The 23,141-nt window shown below is 53.3% G+C and carries 20 protein-coding genes and 1 pseudogene; 7 read left to right on the top strand and 14 right to left on the bottom strand.

Going from position 1 to position 23,141, the window contains the following annotated elements; translation table 11 throughout:
* The 11 genes and pseudogenes from QQ91_RS09735 to QQ91_RS09685 all read right to left on the bottom strand — a co-directional run.
* Positions 1 to 368, bottom strand: a pseudogene (locus QQ91_RS09735) (CRISPR-associated endoribonuclease Cas6); the annotation flags it as partial.
* A gap of 102 nt (positions 369 to 470) precedes the next feature.
* Entirely contained in the window at positions 471 to 719 is a 249-nt protein-coding gene (locus QQ91_RS21835; RefSeq protein ID WP_250833314.1) for a hypothetical protein, read from the bottom strand.
* 37 nt (positions 720 to 756) lie between these two features.
* A complete protein-coding gene (cas3, locus tag QQ91_RS09725) occupies positions 757 to 3,087 on the bottom strand; it encodes a type I-D CRISPR-associated helicase Cas3' (protein WP_166281959.1) in 2,331 nt (776 codons plus the stop codon).
* Positions 3,080 to 3,865: a type I-D CRISPR-associated protein Cas5/Csc1 gene (gene cas5d / locus QQ91_RS09720; protein ID WP_166281957.1), complete on the bottom strand. Its 786-nt coding sequence runs from the start codon at positions 3,863 to 3,865 to the stop codon at positions 3,080 to 3,082. Before cas5d ends, cas3 begins: the two co-directional genes overlap by 8 nt.
* A 3-nt stretch (positions 3,866 to 3,868) precedes the next feature.
* Positions 3,869 to 4,876: a type I-D CRISPR-associated protein Cas7/Csc2 gene (gene cas7d, locus QQ91_RS09715; protein ID WP_166281955.1), complete on the bottom strand. Its 1,008-nt coding sequence runs from the start codon at positions 4,874 to 4,876 to the stop codon at positions 3,869 to 3,871.
* Positions 4,877 to 4,887: 11 nt separating this feature from the next.
* A complete protein-coding gene (locus tag QQ91_RS09710) occupies positions 4,888 to 7,587 on the bottom strand; it encodes a CRISPR-associated protein Csc3 (protein ID WP_166281953.1) in 2,700 nt (899 codons plus the stop codon).
* A 36-nt stretch (positions 7,588 to 7,623) separates the two neighbouring features.
* On the bottom strand, positions 7,624 to 8,184 hold the full coding sequence (locus QQ91_RS09705; RefSeq protein WP_166281951.1) for a Uma2 family endonuclease: 561 nt from the start codon (positions 8,182 to 8,184) through the stop codon (positions 7,624 to 7,626).
* A gap of 6 nt (positions 8,185 to 8,190) precedes the next feature.
* The gene (locus QQ91_RS09700) at positions 8,191 to 8,547 is read right to left on the bottom strand and encodes a DUF5615 family PIN-like protein (protein WP_166281949.1); all 357 of its coding nucleotides are present in this window, start codon (positions 8,545 to 8,547) and stop codon (positions 8,191 to 8,193) included.
* Positions 8,544 to 8,795, bottom strand: a complete 252-nt coding sequence (locus QQ91_RS09695) for a DUF433 domain-containing protein (protein WP_166281947.1) — start codon at positions 8,793 to 8,795, stop codon at positions 8,544 to 8,546. The genes QQ91_RS09700 and QQ91_RS09695 overlap by 4 nt, the downstream gene beginning before the upstream one ends.
* Before the next feature lie 17 nt (positions 8,796 to 8,812).
* On the bottom strand, positions 8,813 to 9,283 hold the full coding sequence (locus tag QQ91_RS09690) for a transposase (RefSeq protein WP_250833313.1): 471 nt from the start codon (positions 9,281 to 9,283) through the stop codon (positions 8,813 to 8,815).
* A 143-nt stretch (positions 9,284 to 9,426) separates the two neighbouring features.
* Positions 9,427 to 9,747 (bottom strand): hypothetical protein, encoded by a 321-nt coding sequence (locus QQ91_RS09685; protein WP_236096145.1) that lies wholly within the window; start codon positions 9,745 to 9,747, stop codon positions 9,427 to 9,429.
* Positions 9,748 to 9,932: 185 nt separating this feature from the next.
* Here QQ91_RS09685 and QQ91_RS09680 point away from each other — a divergent pair, with 185 nt between their 5' ends.
* The 3 genes from QQ91_RS09680 to QQ91_RS09670 all read left to right on the top strand — a co-directional run bounded on the left by QQ91_RS09680 (position 9,933) and on the right by QQ91_RS09670 (position 13,909).
* Positions 9,933 to 10,793, top strand: a complete 861-nt coding sequence (locus QQ91_RS09680) for a helix-turn-helix transcriptional regulator (protein ID WP_166281943.1) — start codon at positions 9,933 to 9,935, stop codon at positions 10,791 to 10,793.
* Between the two features lie 61 nt (positions 10,794 to 10,854).
* Positions 10,855 to 13,584, top strand: coding sequence for a cation-translocating P-type ATPase (locus QQ91_RS09675; RefSeq protein WP_236096144.1), 2,730 nt, complete (start codon positions 10,855 to 10,857; stop codon positions 13,582 to 13,584).
* A 172-nt stretch (positions 13,585 to 13,756) separates the two neighbouring features.
* The gene (locus tag QQ91_RS09670) at positions 13,757 to 13,909 is read left to right on the top strand and encodes a hypothetical protein (protein ID WP_166281941.1); all 153 of its coding nucleotides are present in this window, start codon (positions 13,757 to 13,759) and stop codon (positions 13,907 to 13,909) included.
* A 100-nt stretch (positions 13,910 to 14,009) separates the two neighbouring features.
* Here the strand turns inward: QQ91_RS09670 and hemL are convergent, their stop codons facing one another.
* Both hemL and QQ91_RS09660 read right to left on the bottom strand, forming a co-directional pair.
* Positions 14,010 to 15,305, bottom strand: coding sequence for a glutamate-1-semialdehyde 2,1-aminomutase (hemL, locus tag QQ91_RS09665; RefSeq protein WP_510980327.1), 1,296 nt, complete (start codon positions 15,303 to 15,305; stop codon positions 14,010 to 14,012).
* 112 nt (positions 15,306 to 15,417) lie between these two features.
* Positions 15,418 to 16,347, bottom strand: coding sequence for a class I SAM-dependent methyltransferase (locus QQ91_RS09660; protein ID WP_166281937.1), 930 nt, complete (start codon positions 16,345 to 16,347; stop codon positions 15,418 to 15,420).
* Between the two features lie 178 nt (positions 16,348 to 16,525).
* On the opposite strand from QQ91_RS09660, the gene argJ reads away from it, so the two are divergent.
* Complete coding sequence (gene argJ / locus QQ91_RS09655) at positions 16,526 to 17,740, top strand: bifunctional glutamate N-acetyltransferase/amino-acid acetyltransferase ArgJ (RefSeq protein ID WP_166281935.1); 1,215 nt, start codon at positions 16,526 to 16,528, stop codon at positions 17,738 to 17,740.
* A gap of 299 nt (positions 17,741 to 18,039) precedes the next feature.
* Here argJ and QQ91_RS09650 read toward each other — a convergent pair whose 3' ends face one another.
* Positions 18,040 to 18,261: a hypothetical protein gene (locus QQ91_RS09650; protein WP_166281933.1), complete on the bottom strand. Its 222-nt coding sequence runs from the start codon at positions 18,259 to 18,261 to the stop codon at positions 18,040 to 18,042.
* 113 nt (positions 18,262 to 18,374) lie between these two features.
* On the opposite strand from QQ91_RS09650, the gene QQ91_RS09645 reads away from it, so the two are divergent.
* From QQ91_RS09645 to mnmG, 3 genes are all read left to right on the top strand, one after another.
* A complete protein-coding gene (locus QQ91_RS09645) occupies positions 18,375 to 19,862 on the top strand; it encodes a hydroxysqualene dehydroxylase (protein WP_166281931.1) in 1,488 nt (495 codons plus the stop codon).
* A gap of 252 nt (positions 19,863 to 20,114) precedes the next feature.
* Positions 20,115 to 20,972 (top strand): GGDEF domain-containing protein, encoded by an 858-nt coding sequence (locus tag QQ91_RS09640; RefSeq protein ID WP_166281929.1) that lies wholly within the window; start codon positions 20,115 to 20,117, stop codon positions 20,970 to 20,972.
* A gap of 177 nt (positions 20,973 to 21,149) precedes the next feature.
* Positions 21,150 to 23,051 carry a tRNA uridine-5-carboxymethylaminomethyl(34) synthesis enzyme MnmG gene (gene mnmG / locus QQ91_RS09635; RefSeq protein ID WP_166281927.1) on the top strand — a complete coding sequence of 634 codons (1,902 nt, stop codon included), beginning with the start codon at positions 21,150 to 21,152 and terminating at the stop codon, positions 23,049 to 23,051.
* The last annotated feature ends 90 nt before the right edge of the window (positions 23,052 to 23,141 follow it).

Genomic DNA, 23,141 nt, shown 5'->3' with positions numbered 1-23,141 from the left:
CCCAGCACGCTGGTGATCAACAAATCGGCTGGCCCTAAATGCCAGGGCTTGTCAGGGTTGAGGTTGAGCCAGAGGGGCATCAGGTGTCGAAACAGCCGATCATCGAGTAGGGAGACTCGCCACCAGCAGGGGGTTTGGGCCGGGATGGGTTGGCGGTAGTTCCAGATCAGTGGATCCGTGGGAGCGCGGCACTGCAGTGGACTCAGGGCAAAGGCTTTATTTTGGGTTTGGGCGTGGAGGCGATCGCCCAAGGCTTGATCGACGGAGCTAACCAAGTTAAGGAAGAGGGCATGGAGATGCTTCCCGGTTAAGTATCCTGGTGGGATTAAAGTTTTGGGAATGAGATTAAACACGAGACTATGGGGCATGGGAGGAAAAAGATGCAAATCGATAACTACGAAGAGGCCCAGCCTTTAACCGATCGCATTAAAACCGCTTTGCCGATGCGCGTCAGACCCAGCAAGCACGGGTTAAAAGCATTGCATCAGGAGACGGCAGACGTCACGACTGGAAGCTGGTTTACCATAAGGGGTGCTGTTTACTCTGGAGACGAGGGGGGCATCAGAAGGGATTTGCCCAGGAAATGTTGATGGATAGAAAACCCATCCGCCGGAAAGAGGGGAAAGGGTTTGCCTGATTGCATGATCGACGGAGCTAACCAAGTTGAGGAAGGGTGTATGGAGATGCTTGCCAGAAGAGAAGCCGGGGGGAGTCGGGATTCGGGGAGGAGGGTAGGGACAAGACTATGTGACATGGTTAAGCAACCCAGAATTCTTCGTTATCAGGACTTTGAAAGGAAACGCCAGCAGTAGCGATCGCAAGGATGCCGGAAAGACTGGGGAAGAAAAGATACTCCTTGGGACTCGGACTATCATAACCGGACACATGAATGGGATAACACTCTAAACCTTGCTTACGCAGTTTGATCACGGCCCAACGATTCTTAGAGTGCTCTTTGACGATAACTCCAGGAATGAGGTTGTCTTTTAATGCTCTTTGCAAACAATTGGGTAGTTTAGTCGGCCTGACAGCTCCACCAGAAGTCCGTCTGACACTTAGATTCGGATATGCCCATAGCTTTCCAAGTTGAGTAGCCTCAAAATGTGAAAGCGCTTCAACGTTAAGTGTGAAGCTAAGCTGATAGGTTTCTTCAGCTCGTGCGGTCACCTCTATCCGCGAATCATCTGAAACAAATTCGTAGAATCTGAGTAGATGAAAAGGATCTAGGTTGGTTTCTCCGACGGTATCCAAGAGAAAGTTTTGTGGGTCGTAAATGATTAAATTATCGAACAAGCCGTCCCGAAATCTAAATAAAGGTGACCAAACAGTTTTCCAGAAATCTGCGAAGTCCTTTATCTCAGAGGCTAAATCCTCATAATCCTTAATCTCCTTTTCAATTTCTTCTATCGGGAGTTCTTGTCTATTCAGTGCTTCAAGCTGTTCAGGATAATTAAACTCCAGAAACTTCTTGATGAAGCTGTGACGTGTATACTTCGACTGTTTAAAAAAGGTCTTTATAAACGACCATTGCCCTTTTCTTGTTGGTTTGAGTGGAGCTTTAGCTAATGATTCAGCAGTGGTGATTTGCATCACTCGATGCTTGTAATGCTTCCAAGAGCGAGAACCGCCAAATAACTTTTGCAGAGTGGCGTATAACTCTTGAACTAACCGCTCTTCCTCTAAGTTGTGTAGGGCACTCTCCAGCTCTAGCAGTGGACGAGCGATTTCGAGGAACGCCTCGGATTTCCAATAAATTTCTAGAAACGGACGCTCCATACATTTCAAGCTTTTTAGGGTCTGCTTCAAGGCATCTCGGCCACCAGCGCAATTTAAACTTTCGATTCCTTCTTCCCAAGCTTTCTCTGACAAATAGGCGATCGCCTCAGATGGTATGTCAGGCCGCTTTTTGCCTAAGACTCGACCTACACGCCCAATGCGCTGCCAAAAAGAAAAGCGATCGCGGCTAGAAAAGATCAACCAATCCAGATTCTGACGTTCAGCTTCGATATCTCGCTCAAAGTTGAAGCCAACATCTACTGTGCTGGTCGCCAGAATGATTTGCTTTTGTGCAGCCTCGTGACGTTCATCTTGGGACTTAATAGCGCCCGTAATTCGCCCACGCAAATGTTCAATGCCCGCCTTACACAGATGATCATTCAATTGGTTGACTTGGTCGAGTGAATCTAGAATAACGGCTCCAAACTGATCAGGTTTCTCTTTCACCCTTATCAGGACTTCGTCAGCAATTTCGGCAATGAGCGCTTTCTTTTCTAACTGCTTACGAACTTCTAAGCTGACAGACGTTTGTGAAGGTGTCATACGGTCTGTCTGAGTTTCGGCATCGACACGGTGAATCTTGGCTCCTGCTTCTTCCAGTTTCACGAGTGCTGCTTCACAGGCTTTTTCAGGAGTCGCGGTTAGAAGTACAACCTTACGTTTATCCCGAAAATAGCCAAATGAATGAGACAAAGCCAAATAAAACAGCAAACTAACGAGTTGCTTCGAGTCGTAGAGATGGAACTCATCAAAGATGACCGTCGCAAAACTGCAGTAGAAAGCGCTAGCAATGTTGCTGCGATCTAATCGGTTATAGGCGAAAAACGTCGAGTAGTAGAAGATATCTGGGTTTGTTACCAGCAAAAGCGGCCTACCAGCACACTCGGGGAATAGTGTGGCAGGTTCTCGAAGCACGTTGTAGAGCTTTTCACCTGAGCGATGACCTACCCGATCATTACTCCATTCTTTGACATGCCTTGCAGATGCGGCCTTCACAACGTGAGGGAGCCCGGCAGCCTGAATAAATTTCTCAGCTGCTTCAGCTTGTTGCTCAATTAGGGCATTCGTGGGGGCAATATAAATCGCATTTCGCTCTTTGTTGTGGTTGATAACACTCAAACCCGCTTTCGTTTTACCGGTTCCGGTGGGGGCTAAATCCAGAATGATGTCATGAGTTTCTGCGGCTCTATAAACCTCGTCCTGATGTCGCAGAACGCCATGCTCGAAGGCATTAAGCAATTCGTTTGGCAAACTTGGGTTGGGACAGGTCGCTATGCTTCGAGGTTCGAGTTGAATGTTAAGGCTACTCACGATTGCGCCCTCCACAAAATTCAAGTCCTGCGGGAATGATGTAGTCTCCCACCTGCCAAGCAGCGCCCCGAAACCGCAGATTCTTGAGTAACGAGGCAGGTGGTATCGAAATTAAGTCGAAGTTCAGCAAAGCTGAACCAGCAAGGAGATCAGCTGAGTTGAGGTAAGCTCGACAGTCATACTCGTTCGGCGGCAACATGGTCACGCTGGCCTCGGAACAAATTTTAACTCTGACTTTGCTCATAAACTTACCGACCCGAATGTATTCGGGCAGATCAGCATCGCCAAAGACTAGGGTTCGAAAGCGATTTCCCCGTTCGATGACTCGGAGACGCCCGGTCTGTGGAAAGTTACTAGGGCGGAACGTGTTAGGTTTCTTACCCGTACGTTTTAGGGGTAGATCTTCCCTGGCTGTGGCAACCCGGTTATTGGTCATCGCATACCAGTAGGAATCTGAGAGGGCATTAAACCGTTCAAATCTGAAGGATACTGATCCTTCAGCGGGCCAAGCGGGGAGAATGTATCGTTGACCTGCCAAGGGTGTGAGATCTTCGATGTAGGTGGGTCTCCCCGTTGCTTTGCCCAGCAGTCGGTAGGGCGATCGCGCCCAGCCCAAAGCATAAGCCAGGGCATAATTTCCAATTGTGCCTTCGGTATAGTAAGTGTCTGATAGTTCTCTAGAAGCAAAGAAGACGGGTTCTGCGCACCAGAGTTCGATTAGCCACGCGTTTTGATAGGAAACGGCCACTGTTTGCGGCTCTAGCTCAAGTTGAGTCATGGCTCAAGCCTCCTGCTTTTTACCTTTTCCCTTCTTCTTGGATTCAGCCTTCAGCTGCCGCATTGGCGCGTAGGATTCATCCAGTCGCTTAAGGAAATTAGCTTGATCATCAGGCGACAGATGGCGATCTATGTCGGCGATCAACTCATCTAGCTCGGTTGTAGATAGCTGCATCGAAATGCCTCGCTTACTGGTCCAGGTTGAGATGACGTCCTGAGTTGCTGTCACTAAAGCTTCTGTGTTGAGGGGATGCTCTCGTTTATCAGCAGGCAACTTGTCATAAATCCCCTGCACTAATTCTAGGGAGCTAGGAAGTTCAGCAATGCCCCCAAAAATACCTAGAATCTGGTTCTCCATGCGTCCCACACGGCTAGAAACAGCGCCATAGCGGGTTGTCAGCAAGATATTCCCTAAAGCATATCGCAGCTCATCAGCGGTCACATCTTTGAAGGTGACAATATCGAGAAAGTGAACGCCTGGTTTAATGTATTCGCTGGTATTGAGGGCTGTAGAAGCTTTTCCCTCTTCATCACGCATCGTACCCGTCTCAAAAATGGCATTGATAGTGCGATCGCCAATTAGCTCAGTAGAAGGTAGGACGCTAAAGGCATCTTCTGTCCACACGCGGCTTTTCTGCGCCCCTTCACCACCAGCGGCGAAACCATAGAGGAAGCAGTCTATACACATTTCACAGGGGGCGTTGGTGTTGAGGGAACAGATGGAATTACCTTTGGGGTCGGGGTAAAGGAGTTCGTGAACCCGTAAAAACTCGCGCCCTTTGCGCCGCTCAGGAGCTATTTGCTTACGCTTGGTCATTACCAGACGGGGAATGGTATCGGGATTGGATGCCCCAGCTTGCACATACTCGCTGCACATGGGTTCTCCCGTGCCCTCGGTGCGGAAGATTGTTTCTGATTGAGTGGTTCGCAGCACCACAGCGCCAATAGTGCGCCCTTTGGGAAAGTTTTCGTAGCTGGTGGCGAGAAAGGGTTGCAGTTTCTCAAATGACATTTCAATTGCTCCTATGCTTGTGCAGATTGTTGTTCAGTTTGGGCCTTCAGTTCTTTGCGAGCTTCCTGAAGGAAAAAGAGGTAGGCAGCTTCAAGCGTTTTACTATCGCTCAAGAGCCGGTCAGGGCGAGAGTTATAAACCTCGACAAACAGATCTTTTAGGACACCGTAATACTGAGAAATTTGCTCATACTTGGTGGCCCCAACCCCATGCTCGCGAATGCGATCGAGACGGTTGTGGTATTGCTGCACTAGAGCAGCAAAAACTGTATCCCAATCCATGTGAGACTTCCGGGCACGTATGGCCTTGATGAACTCTGAAAAAGGTTCAGCTTGAGCTGTGCGGCGGAATGAGCTACCGCGCAGTTTCCCTACCTCTGCAATGTGAGCCGCCTGCTTGAGGTAGCGCGAAACACGATCATGTTCTTCTGACATCAAACTCTCCAAAAGGGTGGTCAAAGGGTATTTAATTCGAGTCCAAGTAGCCTCCAGGTTGGGATCATCCTGTTCTCGCAACAGCCAGCGCAGGAGGACGTGATACAGATCTAGTGGGCGCGCAGCAGCCGTAGCCAAGTCATACAGACAGTCATCTTTTTTGGTAAGGCTGGCTACAGCTACTGACAATTGACCAAGGCATCGCAAACGATCTAAAACTGTTTCGGCAGTCACCTGCTGTTGTCTGTCTTGTTTAGATAGGTTGCCTTCCCGTAGGTACTGCCCTGAGTCTAAAAGGGGCCGGAGAGTGGATGGAATGCCCTCTACCCGCCCAAAAATATCCCAGCTTGGCTCAATTCCCAGGTTGGCGCTGAGCACAAAGGGGAAGCCAACATCCAGGGCTAAGGCCATTTCAAGGGCTAGTCGCAGAGACTTGAGTAATGCCAGCGAATGATTCACATCGCCCCAGAGTACCGGGATGGTGACAGTGGAATGCATGAACTCAGGCCGTTTGGGTAAGGCCAGTCCAACGACTTTATTGGCCTTGAAGACGAGCTGGTTGTCTCGATAGAGCTGTAGTTCATCAACAGTCACGGTGCCATCTTCGTTAGTCTCAGCGGTGCGCTGGAGAAACTGCTTCCAGATGCGTTGGAGTTCAACGCTAGAGCCTTTGGGTAAAGCAAAGTGAAGGTATAGGGGAGCCTGCTTGCTGGCCTTCGGAAAATTTGCCCCCACGGTGAGTAGTTGATAACCCAGGGCTGACAGCGCATCGCCTCGGCGTTTGGGTTCAGCACTCATGCCGCCGGGTAGTCGATTCGAGAACGACTGTACCTTCGTCTCTGGGGGCATTTTGGCAGAAATCAACTCCTCCACTGAAGCTGTTGACGTTGGCCCTAGGGAACAGCGCAGACGAGGATTGGCCTCGATGTAGCTAGTGAGTTCGGCAAAGCCTTGCCAGGTAGAAGGATGAGCAATATTGAGCAACTGGCCAACAGCAGCCACCAATTCCTGGGGCACTGAGGTATCTTCGGTTTGTCGTAGTTGAAAGGAATCTCGGAGCAGGGGTGCGATCGCCGCTTGACCTTGGGGTACTGCCTTAGGGGCAAACAGACATCGCCCATACTGAGCATTGAAAGGCTCCAGAGCCATTCGTTGGTCAGGGGTAAATTCAACTTTTTCAGCAATGCGATCCCAAGCATCTTTGGGGCTAAGCGCCGCTTCGCGGTAACTAAGATAAGCTGCTTTAAGACCTTCTGAAACCGCAAAATCTTCAGCGTTAGAAATTGGTAGCAAGCCCAGTTCCTCTGCTGCTGACAAGGCTTCTGCCCCAGCTTCACCACCGTATTTTTGAACATCCTGGGCAATTTTGTCGGCTTTGTAGCCACTAAACTTTTTGACCAGTAAAGCGTCTACCTGCTCGATCGCCGCATCAGGGTTCTGCTGCACGGCCTGATGGTCAACTTTGATGCCGTCTTTGCTGGCTTTGACCAGTTGCTCGACATTGCCGCTGAAAACCCGGTTGATTTTGCGATGCCATTTTTGGGCGATCGCTAGGGTCAAATCTTCTTCGGGGAAGTGTTCACCAATCAAGAGCTGACCGTCTGGATCGATAGATAGGGTTGCTAGCCCCTGATCATGGAGAACTTCTTCACAGGCTGCCAGTAGTAGAGCGGTTAGGTAGCCTCGATCTTCTGCCAACCCCACCTTAAATAAGTGGGTATCACGTTGTAGGGCAACGGTTAGCTCAGTTTCAACTTTCCGAATGCGCTGCTCTTCCGGAATACCTAAGTCATAAAGATCGCCACCAATCAGCATTGCTGCCCAGCGCTTAATATTGGGATCTTCGGGCAGAAACCGCATGCCGTCACTGGCGCTGTGCCCGGAATGTCGTTCAATTAGGCGGCGCACTAGCTCCAGATCTTCATCGGTTGTTACCCAGTCAGCTACGCCAGCTTCTTCCAGTTGTGCTTTGAGAAAGGTGCGATCGCGAGCCAGAGTTTTGACATTACGCCCATCTTTATCCAGCTTGTTCAAATCATGGACAGCAGTTGCGGCCAGGATTAATACGCGTTTGTTATCCGGGACTTGAGCAAGCTTGCTAACGGTTAAAACAAACTGACAAGCTGAGTCAAGGTGTTCGGCAAGGCTTCTACCCTGGCGACTGCCATATTGAGCATGAATACCGTGCAACTCATAAAGTTTAGGTCGAATTTCGCTAAAGTACTGCTCATCTAAACTCTGTGTTTCTTGTTTAAGAAGACGACGTTGTTTTAGCATCAAACTACACTTCCAGAAAATTTATCAAATTGGTTGTCAGCCCAGTAGTTGATCAACCGTAAATTGAACGTCGGTAAATGCCTGAAATGCGATCGCCTGCCCTCGGCGAAAGGTCTGTAGCTGCTGGTAGCCTGCTTCACTGGGTTCTCGATAAATCTGCACTGCCTCAGCGTTGAGATCCACAATCCAGACTTCAGCGATGTTGTCTTTGGCATAGATAGGGACTTTTACCGTGCGGTCAAACTCAATGGTGGTGTCTGATACTTCAACCAGCGCAAAGACATCGCTGGGTTGAGGATGACCGTTGGCATAGAAGTCAGACCGCCGCTGCAGAATGGCAAAGTCAGGTTGTGGCTCTGAGCGAGTGCTCAACTGAATGGGATTTTGCACTCGCACGATCGCCTTTCCCCGGAATGTTCCGACCAGTAGCTCGGTTAAGCGATCTACACAGGCGGCATGTTGCATGCCAATGGGCGACATTTCGATAATTTCTCCCTGAAGTAGCTCAACGCGATCGTGATCGGTCAGAATACCGGACTCGATCATCTGGTGGTACTGCCCCACCGTGAATTTCTTTCGCAGAATTTGGACGATCATAACCCTCTAACTCTCACTGAAAGGGCGAATTCGGACTCGATTTAGCTCAGCGGTCACGATAGCACCTGCCGTTAGTTCACTGCCATAAAGCTCCAGTACCCGCAGACAAACGGCTCCCTGTTGCCGACCGCTGAGATTAACTAACCGCACAATGCCGCAATGGCGAGTCCCTTTGACAATGGCTAATTCACCGAAGTCCTTGTCGAGCGTAATGAGAATGCGGCCATCCCGGTAAGCTATTGATAGAATCTCTTCATCACCGGGGTCTGTGTCCCATTCGCCAGACCAAATCACATCGTGACTAGCGGCCTCCAGGGCAGATCTGACCCCACCCCACACGCAGGTATCCAAAAGGATTTTCACTGCTGAGTCTCCACAAGCAGCGGCTCCACCCGCTCATGGGCAACCAGGCGATAGGCGTAGGCAAGGCAGGCCAATACATCCTCCCGCTCTAGCCAGGGGTAGCCTTCTAGCAGAGTTTCAATGGTATCGCCTGCCGCCAACATGCCTAGGACATGCTCGACTGCCAGGCGATGCCCTCGAATAATGGGCTTGCCGTTGAAAATCTGAGGATTAGTCGTAACACGGCTCAGAAGTTTTTGGTCATTCATGGCTAGTGACTCCTCTACTAACTGGTTATGCGGGAATTCTGCTCAATGTATATGCGTAATTGTGCAAGGGATGCTTCGCTACGGATAATGTGTTCGTAATAATTGCGCTGCCAAAATTTAACTCCGCTCAAATCACGCGCTACGTTAATTAGCTTGGTCGATTGATATTTAAAGTAAGCAACAATTTGACCTAACGTTGGCTTCTTAGAATTTTTGTTAGGCGCTAAATCTTGGGATTCTTGTTGAACGAGAAAACTCTCTTCAGAAATCACAATGATGCCATGGAAGTGGTTGGGCATAATGACTGCCGCATCTAGAGCTACAGAGGAAAAGTGTTGCGGAATTTGGTGCCAGATCTGCTCTACAACAATCCCATACTGGCTCAAAGAAATTGAGGCATCTATAACCTCACCAAGCAAACATTCTCTCCCTTGGGTGCAGATCGTGACAAAATAGGCACCTGCTTGGCTATAGTCGTAGTCTTTCAAGCAGGTCGATCGCCGATGGTCAATCGCAGGATTGTATTTCATCGCCGTAGGGGCGAGGTCTCCTCGCCCAATGCAGGATTGCCAAACAGCTGGTATGTTTCTACATTTTGCCCTGGGCGGGGAAACCCCGCCCCTACCCATGATTACACAACCCATATCTCGCCTCCTTCGCGCCTGAATCGGTGGGCCAGGGTGTCAATCAGCAACGCTGACTGACCAAACGCCACAGAGTAGGGCGCGTTGGCATCATGGACGCTATTCGCATCGCTGATGGGGTAAATCTGGAAGTGCATGGGGAGCTGCAGCCGTAGCTGCACCTCTCGCACTGGCTTGCACAGCACGTAGCAGACCATCGCCTGCTTTTTCAATCGCTGGTCAATCGCACTGACCCAGGGATTATCCGGCTGCCAGATTTGTAGATTCAAGAAAATATAACTTTGCCTGCGCAAGGGTTTGTTAGCCATTCAAGAACACACAACTCAGCAAGGACACGCCGTTACGTTCTCCATGCGAGGCACTCGCAAAGAGTTCACCTCTCGATCATCAAAAAATAAATTTAAATTCATCGAAGAACAAAAGTGTAATTGATAAAATCAATTTAGATCAGAATTAGAGAAAGTGCAAATATAAAATCTTGAGTTTTTATTAAATGCCACGAAAGAAAGAAACCCTAACGCTCTCGGTGCCACCGGGAACCAAAAACAAGTTAGACGCGATCGCTGCCCGTCTCGGAATAAAATGGGGGGAAAGACCCAGTCCTTCGGGTTTAGTCAGCGCGATCGCTGATTCAAGCCTATATGTTGGTCCTTATTTTAGCTTTAGCCGCGAAGAGATTGAAGCCCTGCAACAAGCCATTAGGGCATTAATCGATTCAGGACAGCCAACCCTCGCAAAAAGTGTAATTACACTTTTGTTGAATTACGCTCACCTTGAAGCCCCGCTGCGTCAAGAGCTAATCAAAACCGCCAGTCATCCCCTGGACGGGTGGCGCATACAAGTGGATCAATACCGCGATCGCCAGCAACCATTTCGAGTCCTCTATGCCAATTCGCAAGGCAAGATCCTAGAATTCACGGTTCGCTACGCCGAAGTTCAGTTCCATGAGAAACGGGATTATCTCCAGATCTGGTGCGACGAAACCGAAGACAATCTCGACCTGCCAGAACTCAAGCACAATCGCTGTCTTCGGCTCGATCGGATTCAAGGTATCCTGGAAGCGACAGGTGAATGGCGAGGCTCCTTTGATAGCATTCTGGTTCAGCTTCGGTTTACCAATGACATGGTCGCCGCCTACGAGTCCAAAGCAGAAGATATCAGGAATGAAATTCTTGCAAGCGATCCCCAGAAGGGCGTCTCACAACAACGCATTGTCACTCGTAAGGTCGTGAACCCCTTTTGGCTAATCCGCGAAGTCCTGCGCTACGGACCAGACTGCCAAATCATCAGCCCGCCTGAAATTCGCGATCTTCTCAAGAGCGAAATCCAGACAACACTCCAGCACTATCTTTAGCAGGAACAAAAATTGCTTGGACAGCTATTCAATCCGTCCTCCCATCCACGAGCTCAGATTTTTGCGAAATTCTCCTCCAGATCAACCCTGGCACCAATTAGAAGCCGATGTCATTTTGAAGCATCTGGGCAGTTCGCCCCAGGGTCTGAGTGACGCGGAAGCCCAGATGCGGCTCTCTCAGCAGGGCAGTAATCAATTGCTGAGAACTCAGCCACCGCAGGTCTGGCGCCTTATTCTCCAGCAGATCATGGCCCCCCTGGTGCTACTCCTGTTAGGTGCGGTGCTAGTCTCCCTAGCGCTGGGAGATTTTCAAGAAGCCGTAGCCATTCTCCTGATCGTGGTTCTCAATACAGCCCTGGGCGTGAGTCAAGACTACCGTTCTGAAAAAGCAATGGCCGCCCTCCGCGAGTTGGTGACGCCTGTAGTCACTGTGCGGCGAGACCATCAATGGCAAGAACGACCCGCTTCGGAGTTAGTGCAAGGCGATATTGTCCACTTGGAATCGGGGCAATTCGTCCCAGCAGACCTGCGCTTACTCTGGGTCACTCATCTGCAGCTGCAAGAGGCGGCCTTGACTGGAGAGGCAGAGCCCGTGCATAAACATCCTCGCAAACTGGATAGGCCTGACCTGCCCCTGGGCGATCGCCATAACCTTGCCTATAGCGGCACCATTGTTCTCTACGGCAGTGGGGAGGGCGTGGTCATCGCCACCGGTATGCAGACCCAGCTGGGTCAAATTTCTGGCCTCCTCCAAAGCATTCATTCTGAGCCCACTCCATTGCAACAACAGCTGGCCCAGCTGGGTCAAGCCTTGGTCCTAGGATCCCTGGCCTTAGTCGCAGTGATTGTGGGCCTGGGGATGTTACGCAATGAAGACCTGGCGTTGCTTTTTCTCACAGGGATTAGTATTGCAGTCGCCGCGATTCCCGAAGGCCTTCCCGCCGTCCTCACCATTGCATTGGCCCTAGGATCTCAGCGATTGCTATCGCATCAGGTGTTAATTCGAAAACTAACCGCCGTTGAAACCCTCGGCACCGTCACCACAATTTGCACCGATAAAACCGGAACCTTAACGGAAAATCGCATGCGCGTGACGGACTTGGAGGTCGCCGGTCAACACCTTGGTTGGCCGGAGGCGGCAACTCTCTCCCGGGGCCAGCCATCGGCTGTTCCCTCTGCGTCCATGTTAAGAGAGCAACAGCCGGAACTTGAGCTGTTGCTGCTGGCCGGGGTCCTCTGTAACGACGTCCTCTGCTCAGCAACTTCCGGCACGGATCCCGTGAGCGGCGATCCCACGGAAGTGGCTCTGGTGCAGGCTGCGGCCCAGTTTGGACTGTGGAAGCCCCAGTTGGATGCCGCATGGCCCAGGCTTGACCAAATTCCGTTTGATGCCCAGCGTCGACGCATGACCACCCTGCATCGCTATCCCCTCGACCCGATGATCCAAGCGCCCTTCCCCCAAGCATCTGAGGCAGAGGCTCAGGCGATCGCCTTGACGAAGGGCGCCCTAGAGAGTCTGCTGCCCATTTGCAGTCAAATTTTGCTGGAGGGAGAGATCTGCCCCCTCACGGCGGATAGACGCCATGGCATTGTGCAACGGCAAAACGCAATGGCTCAGAGTGGGGCGCGGGTGCTGGCCATCGCATTTCAATGGGTGTCAACCGACTTCCTCTCGGCGGAGGCGGAACAGGACCTGGTTTATCTGGGCTTGGTGGGACTGCGGGACCCGATTCGGCCAGAAGTACCCAGGGCTATTCAAACCTGTCGGGAGGCGGGGATTCGCCCGGTCATGATCACCGGCGACCATCCCCTCACGGCTCTGCACATTGCCAGATCCCTGGGCCTCTCGGTGGATGGCCCTATTCTGACTGGCGTAGACCTGGCCCAGATCTCTCCTCAGGACCTCTCGACCCAGGTTGGTCAGGTGTCTGTCTATGCGCGGGTGACCCCTGAGGACAAACTCAAAATTGTGGATGCCCTGCAGCAACAGGGACAAATTGTGGCGATGACCGGAGATGGCATCAATGATGCCCCTGCCCTCAAGCAGGCCAATATTGGCATCGCGATGGGAATCATGGGAACCGATGTGGCCAAAGAGGCAGCGGATATGGCCTTACTGAACGACAACTTCGCCACCATCGTGATTGCCGTCCAGGAGGGACGGGTGATCTACGATAACCTGCGCAAGTTTATGCAGTATCTGCTCAGCAGCAATGCGGGCGAGATTTGGGTGATGTTACTGGCCCCGCTGCTGGGGATGCCCCTGCCGCTGTTGCCCTTACAAATTCTGTGGATCAACCTGATGACCGACGGTTTACCGGCGCTGGCCTTGGGATTGGAACCTCCAGAACCCGAGATTATGCGGCGTCCCCCCCTCGCCGCCACCGAGCCTTTTCTAAGTCCAGGGTTAGGAGTCAGTATTTTGTGGATTGGACTGCTGATGGGAGGCGTTTCGCTGGGGGCGGGCTATGGCTTCTGGCACCAGGATCAGCAGAGTTGGCAAACCCTCCTGTTCACCGTTTTAACCCTCTCTCAACTCGGGAATGCCCTGGCGCTGCGATCTCAGCGAGCGTCCTTTTTCTCCCTGGATTGCCGGTCAAATCCACTACTCCTGGCTTCCATCGTCCTCACTCTCTTGCTCCAGATCGCCGTGATTTATGTCCCCTTTTTACAGGCGATTTTCAGCACCACGCCTCTCACTGGGCAGGAGCTGTTGCTCTGTTTTGGGCTGAGCAGCATCGTCTTCTGGGGAGTTGAGATCAGTAAATGGAATCAGCGTTGGAGGTCCTAAGGCCCATTGCTCTGTAATTTTGACAACTCCCCGCCGTAAGAAGGACGGGGATTCTTCCTTCATTGCAGTTGCTGTCAGAGCTAATATCAAATGTCAAGGGGTTAGACGTGTCGCGACAGAGGCTTGTCGACCGACTGTCGCGACACCCTCGCCTGATCGGTGGATACAGCTAATGACAATTACCGCTCAATCATGTGTCAGTGTTGATCTCGCAAGAACGATTCATTGCATCAAAACGGGATGGCCGAAGGCCGGCTGGACGGGGCTGGTGGCCAAGGTAATTCAGCAGCAGGCAAACTATCCCCCACCGTTTCCGCAGGACTAAGGGCATATTCAACCTACCCCCCTCCACCCGCTGGGGTAGAGTCCGGAGATATCCGCCGAAGCCCCTCGCGGAGATGCAACCCCAGGCCAAGAGTCAGCCACTAGATGCTGCCCAAAACCTCCTCCGCCGCGCTCAGAGTTTGGGCAATATCTTCATCCGTATGGGCTAAGGAGGTAAACCCGGCCTCAAACTGAGAAGGGGCTAGATAAACGCCGCGCTCCAGCATCCCCCGATGAAACTTGGCAAATTTACTCAAATCCGAGGTCTTGGCATCTTCGTAATTGTGCACCGGTCCCGCCGTAAAGAACAGGCCAAACATGCCGCTGATGCTACCGCCGCAAACCTCATGCCCCTTGTCCTTGGCAATGGTGAGCAGGCCATCAATCAGCGTTTTGGTAATGGTGGCCAGCTTTTCGTAAGTGCCGGGGCGACGCAGCAGCTCTAAGGTTTTAATTCCCGCTGTCATTGCCAACGGATTGCCCGAGAGCGTTCCCGCTTGATACATTGGACCGGCTGGAGCCACCATGCTCATAATGTCCTTGCGCCCGCCATAGGCCCCCACAGGAAGTCCACCGCCAATGACCTTCCCCATTGTTGTCAAATCCGGGGTGATGCCAAATTTCTCCTGGGCTCCCCCGTAGGAAATTCGAAAGCCCGTCATCACCTCGTCAAAAACCAGTAGGGCTCCATGCTCGCGGGTGATTTCTCTGAGGCCGGCCAGGAAGCCTGCATCGGGTGGAATAAACCCGGCGTTCCCGACAACGGGCTCTAAAATGACCCCTGCAATTTGATCGGGATTGTTTTCGAAGAGGGCCTGAACCGCCTGCAGGTCATTGTAGGGAGCGGTTAAGGTACTGGCCGTAACGGATTTAGGAACCCCTGGCGAATCGGGAAGCCCCAAGGTGGCGACACCGGACCCTGCTTTTACCAGGAACATGTCCGCATGGCCGTGGTAGCATCCCTCAAACTTAATGACCTTTTCCCGCTGGGTAAAGGCTCGCATGAGACGGAGCACCGCCATACAGGCTTCGGTGCCTGAGTTAACAAAGCGCACCATTTCCACGCTCGGCACCGCATCAATCACCATCTCAGCCAGAATATTTTCTAGCAAACAGGGGGCACCAAAGCTGGTTCCTTTCCCGAGGGCTTGCTTCAGGGCCTCTAGCACCTCAGGATGGGCATGTCCGCAAATGGCAGGTCCCCAGGTGCCGACGTAGTCGATGTATTGGTTATCGTCAACATCCCAGAGGTAAGCACCCTTGACCCGGTCAAAAACAATGGGTTGTCCACCGACCGATTTAAAGGCTCGGACAGGAGAACTCACGCCCCCCGGCATGAGCTGTTGGGCAGCGGTAAAGATTTCTTCTGACTTTGTTGTGTTAAAAGTACTCGTCAGCAACGTTATCTCCTTGGTATCCGTTAGTAACCACGAATCAATGACCTGTTGAGGTCCGGGTTCTAATGGTTCAGTTATTGATGTGAGTCCCCATTTTACCTGAAACAGGAGGTTAAATGGCCTGGGCCAGTAGAGTCCGATGACGGGGACTATTCTCCTGTCGCTTGGGTGCGCAGAACCCTTCCGCCTGCAGGCTCTGGGCAAAGTCAAAGTTGAAATACTCGTCCAGGTAGGGTTCGGTACTTTTAAGTAATGTAAATATGTAGGGGGGCAGGGTTTTAAATACCTCAGAGGCCGGATTCATATCCATCACGGCCAGATATCCGCCGGGACGCAGAAGCCGCCGCGCCTCCCGGAGAATGGCAGTGGTGGCGACGCCTGGTAATTCATGACAGATCAAGAAAAGGGTGATGAGATCCAAGCTGGCCTCGGGGAGCCCGGTGTCCTCGGCAGGGCGGTGGAGCCAGTGAATGGCTCGGTTTTCCTGCTGCGCCCGATACTGGGCCACGGTCAGGAAATAGGGGGATAGATCTAACCCGATAATCCGGGCTTCAGGGTAGGCATCCTGGAGTGCAAAGGTGCTCATGCCCACGCTACAGCCTATGTCCAAAATATCCTGGGGTGGCTGAGGCAGCTCCGCCCGCAGGAAAGCATGGAAACTTTGCCGTAAGCGGGCGTCCCCTTCCCGCGCACCCAGATCTGACCAGATGCGCGCATGGGCTGCATAGGCCGCAACCTCCACTTCCGTGGCGGCCTCCCAGGAGAGGTTGCCCGACTCGTAGGCATGGAAAGCGGTGAGGTAGTAATCGGGGTAGACCAGGGTGGGATCTTCCAGTTGGGCGCGCTCCTGGTCCCACTGCGATTGACCGCGATCGCGCAGGGCCTGGGCCTGGGCGGTCCAGTTCACCCCAATGGATTCCGCCCGCTTAATCATCATGGTTCTGGCCCGCTGCTGGGCAAAGGTGGCCAGGGGTTTGATTGCCAACAGACCATTGACCAGGGTGGTGGCTAAACCGGGCGCAGAGGTGGCGATAACTGTCATGGGCAGTCTATAGGATTCGGAATATTTTCAGGCTTTAATTATGCCAGAATTACTGTGATGACATGGGCACGGGCCTAGGTGTATAGGAATGATCTTGCCCGAGCGGGCAGGGCCAAGCCTGGCATGCTGAAGCGTCCCGACCCAGGGATCTGGGCAAGCAGATTAAAAGGAGATCTCTATGGCAAACTGGCAGGCCATCGCCGGGGGCGTTACGGCACCCAAAGGGTATCGCGCCGCTGGGGTTGTGGCCGGACTCAAAGCCTCGGGCCAGCCCGATCTAGCGCTCATCGTGTCGGATGTTCCGGCCATTGCTGCAGGGGTCTACACCACCAGTCAGGTCCGCGCCGCCTGCGTTGATTACTGCCGACAGCGGCTGCAGGAAAAAAGCACCGCCCAGGCCATTGTCTGCAATGCGGGGCAGGCCAATGCTGCCACTGGCAAGCAGGGCTGGGAGGCCGTCCGCCAAACCAGTCGCTGGATTGGCGAGGCCCTGGGCCTTGATCCCCATACCGTGCTGATCGCCTCCACTGGGGTCATTGGTCAGCAAATCCCCCTTGATATTTTGCACGCAGCGGTGCCCAACCTGGTTCAGGCGCTTTCTCCAGAGGGATCCGCCGCCGCCGCAAAGGCTATTATCACCACTGATTTGGTGACCAAATCCTACGCCCTTGAAGCCCACATTGGCGATCGCCCGGTGCGAATAGGTGGGATTGCCAAGGGGTCCGGGATGATTCACCCCAACATGGCCACCATGCTGGCATTCATTACCTGCGATGCCGCAGTTTCTCCCCATCTTTGGGAAGAGATGCTCCGCCGAGCCGTCGATCGCAGTTTCAATCAATTGACCGTCGATGGGGATACCAGCACCAACGACACGGTGCTAGCCCTGGCCAACGGTCAGTCGCGCACGCCCTCCATTACAGAGGTGGGCGAGGCCCACGATTTGCTGGAGGCGATGCTCACAGAGGTCTGTCAGGCTCTAGCAAAGGCCATTGCCCGAGATGGCGAAGGGGCCACCACCTTGATTGAAGTGCGGGTAAACGGGGCTAAGGACAATGCCGCTGCGCGCCAGGTGGCCCGCACCATTGCCGGGTCAATGCTGTTTAAGTCCGCCGTCTTTGGCCGCGACCCGAATTGGGGCCGCATTGCGGCAGCGGCTGGTCGAGCCGGCGTTCCCTTTGATGCCGGACAGCTTGATATTCAGCTCGGAGAATTTGTGCTCATGCGCCAGGGGACGCCCCAGCCCTTTGACCGCAGCGCTGCCAGTGCCTATCTTCGGCAAGATCCAGTGCAGCTAGTGGTGAGTTTAGGTCAGGGCCAGGGAAGTGGCCTGGCCTGGGGCTGCGATCTCAGCTACGACTATGTCAAAATCAACGCTGAATATACGACGTAAGCATATTCAACGTCCGCATATCCGACCGAAGATCCCTAGACCCAGGCTCCATAGAGGCCAGCTTTATAGAGGCCAGCTTTATAGAACCCAGCTCTATGGGGCCTTAGCGCCAGGATTTTAAATGTCCTTGGCCCAAATGCGTTGGCGCATCGGCCCGGATTGCGGCCCATCAAAAACCCCGCTCTTCAGGGGCGGGGCTGCTAGATTCCGAGACAAGCTCCAGGAGCAATTGCTGCACTCAAGCCGGAGCAATTGCTGCACTCAAGCCAACGAATCAGCGGGAAATCTGAGGGTGCGGTTTAGATCCCCGCCGGGGAGGACTGGGGAACCCCGATCTCAGGTTGGGGCACAACGGCCGACTCGGGTGCGGCTAAATTCCAGGTTTCATCTAAAAATTCATCAATGGAAGCATAGGGATTGGGAGTGACAACCGCCCCATTCAAATAGTCCTTCAGGTTGATAAAGGATCGATGATTTAGGGCATCGTGTTCCGCCGGGTGTATAAAAGAGGAGTGTTTCATGGAATCTTAATTTTGCTTAGAATGTTTTCATATGCTGCCCATTATGCGGGGATCATTCTGCCAATGTCCCCAGATATTTGTTTTTTTTAAGATTTCTTGACCTGCATTAAGTTGTGCAAACTCAATACCGTGCGAAAAAAGTGGTGGTGGTGGGAGCAGGCTGGGCTGGGCTGGGCGCTGCCGATCACCTAGCCCAACAGGGCTATGATGTTACGCTCCTGGAAGCGGGTCCCTATCCTGGTGGTTTGGTGGCGGGGTGGAAAACGCCGGGGGGCCAAGCGGTTGAAGCTGGCATCCATGGGTTTTGGTATCCCTACAAAAATATCTTTTCGCGGGTGGAGCAGCTGGGCCTGACCCCCTTTACTCCCTGGACCCGGTCGGCGCAGTATTCACCGGCAGGGCTGGAGGCAGAATCTCCAATTTTTCAAACCTTGCCCCGTCTGCCCATGCCCCTGGGCACCTTTGCCTATCCTCGTTTTCCCCGCTTACCCCTCTGGGATCGCTTGACGGCCCTGCCGCTGCTGCAAGCTGTGATTGATTTTGATAACTCTCCCGCAGCCTGGGATCGCTATGACGCAATCTCGGCTCGGGATCTGTTTCGATCCTATGGCGTCTCTGAACGTCTGTACAAGCAGGCCTTTGAACCGATGCTGCTGGTGGGCTTATTTGCGCCAGGGGAACAGTGCTCGGCGGCGGCAGCCCTGGGAATGCTGTATTACTTTATCCTGGCCCACCAGGCAGATTTTGACGTGGTATGGTGTCGTGGGACGGTTGGGGAGAAAATTTTTCAGCCCTGGTGCGATCGCATCCGGGCGACGGGGGCTCAAATTCTAACCAATCGACGCGTCAGCGATCTGCAATTAAACCACCAGGGTCAGGTGGCAGCCGTCCTTTGCGGGGAAGAAGCCTTTGCGGCCGATGCGGTCATCTTGGCGGTGGGGATCACCGGACTCCAAAACATGATCCAGACCAGTCCCACGCTACAGCAGCAGGCGGCCTTCCGAAACCTGATGAACCTGGGATCCATTGATGTTCTGGCCACTCGTCTGTGGTTTGACCGTCGCATTCCAATTCCCCATCCCGCCAATGCGGGCTTTGGCTTTCACCCCACCACCGGTTGGACCTTCTTTGATTTAAATGCGCTGCATGATGACTATCGGGACCTTCCCGGAAGCGTGATTGAGGTGGATTTTTACCATGCCAATCAGTATCTCCCCCTAGCGGATTCGGCCATCATTGACTTTGTGCATCGGGACCTCAGCACCTGCGTCCCCGCCTTCGCCGCAGCCCAGGTGACCCAGGCAAACGTGGTGCGCCTGCCACGGGCCGTCACTCACTTTGCCCCAGGCAGCTACCGCTATCTCTTGCCGACGCGATCGCCCATTGCTAACCTGTTTTTGAGCGGAGATTGGGTCCAGACAACTCACGCATCCTGGTCCCAGGAAAAAGCCTACGTCACTGGACTGGAGGCAGCGAACCAGGTCATTGCGCAGCAGGGTCAAGGTCAACCAGCGACCATTGTGCCCGTGGAGGACGATGAACCCCACGTACAATGGGCTAGAACCGTAAATCGGACCATCCAGGCGATTTTTTCGAGGTAGACTCTATTGCACAGGCAGAAACGGCGTTGCTGACATAAAAAATCAGGTCGATGTTACATCCAGAAGATCAGTGGGGCATGCTTAGCTCAGTATTTTCACGGAAAATTTCGACTGTATTTCTCAGTTACGGCATCAACCTTGGTCTTGGTTCCATCACTCGGAATGTCAAACCCCTTGATCGTAATTTTCATGGGAATCTAGCCTGCGGGCGTACCTTACTTTTTTTAACATCAACGAAGTCTTATGAGGTCAATGATTGGGGAATTGAGTGATCAGCTCAAAGAACTTCTGAACCGGACACCAAAATCCGTTCTCCAGCTAGTTTGCATTGGATTGGTGGGGATCATCGGTGCCCTCGATTACTGGGTGACGGAAAACTTTGTCTGGTTTACGCTGTATTTGCTGCCGGTGGGGATTTCTGCCTGGAGTCTGGGGCGTCGCTTCAGTGACTTCATTGTGGTGCTCAGTGCCGTGGTGTGGACCCTGACCGCCTTTGTAGAACCCACCCTGGGCTGGAATACACTGCTCTGGAACACCCTCTTTTTTGTGATCATGCTGTGGACCATCAGCATTTTGCTCTCGAATCTCAGGGTGTCCACGGAGTTAGAACAGCAGCTTTTGCGCATCGACCCGATCACAGGCGCCATTAACAAGCCCTTTTTTATGGAACTGCTCCAGGCGGAATACAGTCGCAGTCAGCGCTATGGCTATCCCCTCACCCTGGCCTCCCTGGAAATTGACCGCGTTGAGCAGATGCGAGCCTCCTGTAGCCAGGAAGATATGGATGCCCTGCTGGCAGAAATCGCCGATCAGCTGGGACTGCAACTGCGCTCCAACGACGTGGTGGCCCGCCTGAACGACTTTGAATTTGGGATTTTGCTCCCCCACACGGATTCGGACCAGGCAGACGTGGTGCTGGAGCGTTTAAAAGAGGAGTTACGGACCCACCCTGTACTGCGCCAATCTCCCTTAATCTGTCGCTTTGGCGGCATGACCTTCCTGTCGATGCCAGAGGCCACCGAGGATTTGATCACCCAGACTAAACAGCTGCTGAACTCGCTGCGCGGCGATGATCTCCCCCTGCGCTACGCTCACCAGGTGGTCCATTAGGGATGGGTCCAGGAGGATCGGGTCGGGAGGGGGCGACGGGTTTGGTAGCCAGCATCCACTGGGGAAGACCTGATCAGACAAGACCTGATCAGACAAGACCTGATCAGGGAAGGCCTACAATAGAGACTGGCCTTCTTCTTCTTCCTTAACCCCATCTGGACTGCTTGGTTTACTGCTATGGATTTTATTGATACCTTTGAGGTGATTGTTGTGGGCGCGGGCCACGCAGGCTGTGAAGCCGCCTTGGCCGCTGCTCGCATGGGGTGTCAAACACTGCTGTTGACCTTGAATCTCGATCGCATTGCCTGGCAGCCTTGTAATCCAGCCGTGGGGGGACCCGCCAAGTCCCAGCTGACCCATGAGGTGGATGCCCTGGGTGGCGAAATCGGCAAGATGGCCGATCGCACCTATTTGCAAAAGCGGCTGCTCAATCACTCCCGGGGTCCAGCGGTGTGGGCATTGCGGGCCCAGACGGACAAGCGGGAATATGCGGCCATCCTGAAGGAAATCATTGAAAACCAGGCTCATCTCCAGGTTCGCGAGGGCATGGTGACCGACCTGATCTTGGATCAAAATCACGAGATCGTGGGGGTTGAAACCTACTTCGGCGTGGCCTTCAGGGCTGCAGCAGTGATTCTCACCACCGGCACCTTTTTAGGGGGAAAAATCTGGGTGGGCAACAAGTCAATGCCCGCTGGACGATCGGGGGAGTTTGCCGCCGAGGGGTTGAGCCAAACCCTGGCGCGCTTGGGGTTTGAAACGGGCCGATTAAAGACCGGTACCCCCGCTCGGGTCGATCGGCGCTCGGTGGACTACCGCAAAATGGAGGCCCAGCCCCCGGATGAACAGGTGCGCTGGTTTAGTTTTGACCCCGAGGTTTGGGTGGAGCGCGATCAGATGCACTGCTACATTACCCGCACCACTGCCCAGACCCACCAGCTGATCCGCGAGAACCTGCATCTTTCGCCGGTCTATGGGGGCTGGGTAGAGGCCAAGGGGCCGCGCTACTGTCCCAGTATTGAGGACAAGATTGTGCGCTTTGCCGACAAGGAGAGTCATCAGATCTTTATTGAGCCCGAAGGGCGAGATATTCCCGAACTTTACATCCAAGGGTTTTCCACGGGACTTCCTGAGGCTTTGCAGTTGGAAATGCTGCGATCGCTGCCAGGTCTGGAGAATTGCGTCATGCTGCGTCCAGCCTATGCCGTGGAATACGACTATCTCCCTGCAACCCAGTGCTATCCCACCCTCATGACTAAGAAGATTGCCGGATTGTTCTGTGCTGGTCAGATTAACGGAACCACTGGCTATGAAGAAGCGGCTGCCCAGGGCATTGTGGCAGGGATAAACGCGGCCCGCCGGGTACAGGGTCAAGAGATGATTATATTCCCACGGGAACACAGCTACTTGGGGACCCTGATTGACGATCTGTGCACTAAGGATTTGCGCGAACCCTATCGTATGCTGACCAGCCGTTCTGAATATCGGCTGCTGCTGCGTGCCGACAATGCCGATCAGCGGCTGACCCCCCTGGGGCGATCGGTGGGGCTGATCGACGATCGTCGCTGGGATCTGTTTTGTCAAAAGCAGGCCAACATGCAAGCTGAAAAACAGCGGCTGGAGAGTCAGCGAGTGAAGGAGCAAGACCCGGCGGGAAAAGCCATCGCCCAGGCTACGGGGCAGTCCATTAAGGGCGCCATTTCTCTGGCCAACCTGCTGCGCCGGCCTCAGTTTCACTACCTGGATCTCGCAAAGTATGGCCTGGGGAATCCGGCTCTATCGGCGGCGGAACAGGAAGGGGTTGAAATTGAGCTAAAATACACCGGCTACATCCAGCGGCAAACCCGTCAAATTGAGCAAATTGCCCGCCAGGAAAAGCGCCCCATCCCGCCAGATCTGGACTATGGGCAGATTCAAACCCTTTCTATGGAAGCTCGCGAGAAGCTGGCAAAGGTCCAACCCTTAACCATTGGACAGGCGTCCCGCATCGGGGGGGTGAATCCCGCTGATATTAACGCCCTGCTGGTACACCTGGAGGTCCAAAATCGGCAGCTTGCCGCCCTCGCCAGCAAGACTTAAGGGGAGTCTGGAAAAATCCGTTGTGCCCTTGCGGTGGCATGCCGGATCGGTCAAGGGAGATCAAACTTGCCCAGGGTGACATTTGCTGCT

This window comes from Lyngbya confervoides BDU141951, from assembly GCF_000817775.3.
GTDB lineage: Bacteria > Cyanobacteriota > Cyanobacteriia > Thermosynechococcales > Thermosynechococcaceae > Lyngbya > Lyngbya confervoides.
This window is presented reverse-complemented; position numbering and strand designations above follow the sequence as displayed.